The sequence below is a fragment of the uncultured Dialister sp. genome, from assembly GCF_937959425.1.
In the GTDB taxonomy this organism is placed as follows: domain Bacteria; phylum Bacillota; class Negativicutes; order Veillonellales; family Dialisteraceae; genus Dialister.
The window spans coordinates 1-2,605 of the sequence record NZ_CALGPS010000061.1 but is presented as its reverse complement, the minus strand read 5'-3'; the positions used below and the strand labels follow the sequence as shown (position 1 = coordinate 2,605).

At 53.5% G+C, this 2,605-nt stretch carries 1 protein-coding gene; it reads left to right on the top strand.

Annotation, left to right across the window (positions count from 1 at the left end; genetic code table 11):
* Positions 1 to 440 precede the first annotated feature (440 nt).
* Positions 441 to 1,646 (top strand): GDSL-type esterase/lipase family protein, encoded by a 1,206-nt coding sequence (locus Q0482_RS02395; protein WP_299142886.1) that lies wholly within the window; start codon positions 441 to 443, stop codon positions 1,644 to 1,646.
* Positions 1,647 to 2,605 lie beyond the last annotated feature (959 nt).

Genomic DNA, 2,605 nt, shown 5'->3' with positions numbered 1-2,605 from the left:
TCTGTGAGGGGCGGACAGAGTAATCTGATTCCGTCTACTCGACTGACAGCGGCTTTGCCGCTGAGGGTTGTGGTATCGCCTGACGGCGATGAGTATAAAAACTGCCTGTTGGCCGCCGACAGGCGGCATTAAAAACTTATTGCCGCGAAGCGGCAATCCACAACCCTCGGGCCAAAGGCCCGTCAAACCTGCGAACCCTCCGGACGACAGGCCGGTCAATCTTAAGAACCCTGCCACGCAGTGGCTCCAAAGGCAATCCACAACCCTCGGGCCAAAGGCCCGTCAAACTTAAGAACCCTTGGGCCTATAGGGCCCATCAATCTTACGAACCCTTTTACACAACCTTTTCCCACAACCATTCTACACAACCTGCGGCGCCAGCCGCGCCCCTTTGCGCCCAAAGGGCGCACTTGTTTCACGTGAAACAATGGAGATAACCAATGCACACAAAAATCCTGATTTCCACCTTACTGGCAGCCCTTCTCACCGCAGGCACCGTTTCTGCAGAGGGGCTGCTTCATTTGTCCTGGGAGCCGGACTACGATGCCGTGAAGTACGACGTCATCTTCAGCCGGCTGGAAGCGGGGAAGCTGGTGAAGGTGCAGGAAACCACCGCCTACATGAGTGACATGCTTCTGCCGCAGGCCGGGCGGCTTCGGAATCCGTCGAATCTGTGCTGGCAGGAAAGACCCCTTGATTTTGACGGTTTCCCCATAGGAAACGAAAGCAGCCCCCAAAGACTGGCCGATTCGGTGACGGAGATTTCCCGGAATGCGCCCCTTCCGCGGCCCGACAGGAGCGGCGAAAGGGGAGGGGCCCTGCTCTATCCCGTCTATTCCTACATTGGAAATCCGGGGATTTCTTCCTATGAAATCGAAGTCCTCTCCGCCTATCCTGAAAATACGGAAGGCACTGCCCATTCCATCTACCACATAGGCGGCGGTGACTTCCTCTACACCGATTTCTACGACGACACCCCGCGGTTTGGCACTTGGTACTGGCGGGTGCGGGGAAAAGACGAGAATGGAAATCCGGCAGGTGAGTGGAGCCTTCCCCAAAAACGGCACTTTTCCACCGAAGGATGGACCATCGGCCTCTACGGCGACAGCATTACCCACGGCGGCGGCCGCATGTCCTACGGACCCAACGACCTGGAATACAGCTACGGCCACTACCTGGACTTTGATACGGTAAACCTGGGAGATTCCGGAAATACAAGCCATAACATGGTGGAACGGTTCGACCGGGACGTGCTGCCATTCCACTTGAAATATCTCCTCATCATGGGCGGCAGCAACAGCCTTCGGGGCGGCGTGCCGGCGGAAGACGTGATTAAGGACTTAAAGGAAATCCAGCAGAAATGCGAAGACCACGGTATCGTCCCCATCCTTCTCACCCTGCCGCCTATCAATCCGAAAAGCATAGACAAGGTCTTTCACGAGCCCACTGCCGAAGGCTGGGAAGAGGCCTTCCGTAAGGTGAACGAATTCATCCGCACCCAGCCCCATATTGATACTGCTGCTGCCTTCCTATATGACAACGTCATGCCTGAAGACCTGGCTCTGGACGGCCTCCACGGCGACGTGGAAGCGAAAAAGCGGATAGCCGAGGTGATTAACAGGCATATAGGGGAGTTTGTGAAATAGCGGGCTGGTGGACTGGTGGGCTGGTGTACTAGTGTACTAGTGAGCTGGTGTTCTAGTGGGACAGTGGGGCAGTGGGACAGTGAGACAGTGGGACAGTGAGACAGTGGGACATAAGCAGTTTTCCGATAACCGCTGCGCGCCGGGCTGTATTCCCGAATGCCGTGAGACGACAGATGTCAGACATCAGACGTCAGACTTCCCGCCGACCTGCATTTAACGACATATGAGTCAATATCGGCAGGTACCGAGATTCTTCGCCTGCGGCTCAGAATGACCATATCAAGCGGGAAGGTAAGCACGTAACGCAGGCTCCTTTCTCAGAAAGGAGCCTGGCGGAGCCCTGAGGATAGGTCCGGCTTTACGCCATGAAGCAGGATTAACACAAAAGCCAATCCCGTAACGCTGACTTTATAATTCATTGCCGCGCAGCGGCAATCCAATACCTTTGAACCTTGTGAACCCGGGGCCGCCGCAGGCGGCCCTTTTGAGTTATCCACATTCTGTTCAAAACTCTGTGAATTTCTGTGGCAATTCACAGGAAATAAGTCTGGAATCTCAGATCCTATCGGCAAAGTTAATCACAGTGATTCACACCATAGTTATTCACAACTTGTGAATTAAGGGTGAATGAAAGTTTCCTGCCGGTAAGAAGCACCAGCGGGTGTCATATCAGTAGGAAACTTTTCGCCAACAGTTTCCTGCCGGTAAGAAATACCACAGAGTATCATATCAATAGGAAACCCTTCGCGAATAGTTTCCTGTCGGTAAGAAACACCACAGCGTGTCATATCAGTAGGAAACCATTCGCGAATAGTTTCCTGTCGGTAAGAAACACCACAGCGTATCACCTCAATAGGAAACCCTTCGCAAATAGTTTCCTGTCGGCAAGAAACACCACAGCGTATCACCTCAATAGGAAACTATACGCGAATAGTTTCCTGTCGGTAAGAAACACCACA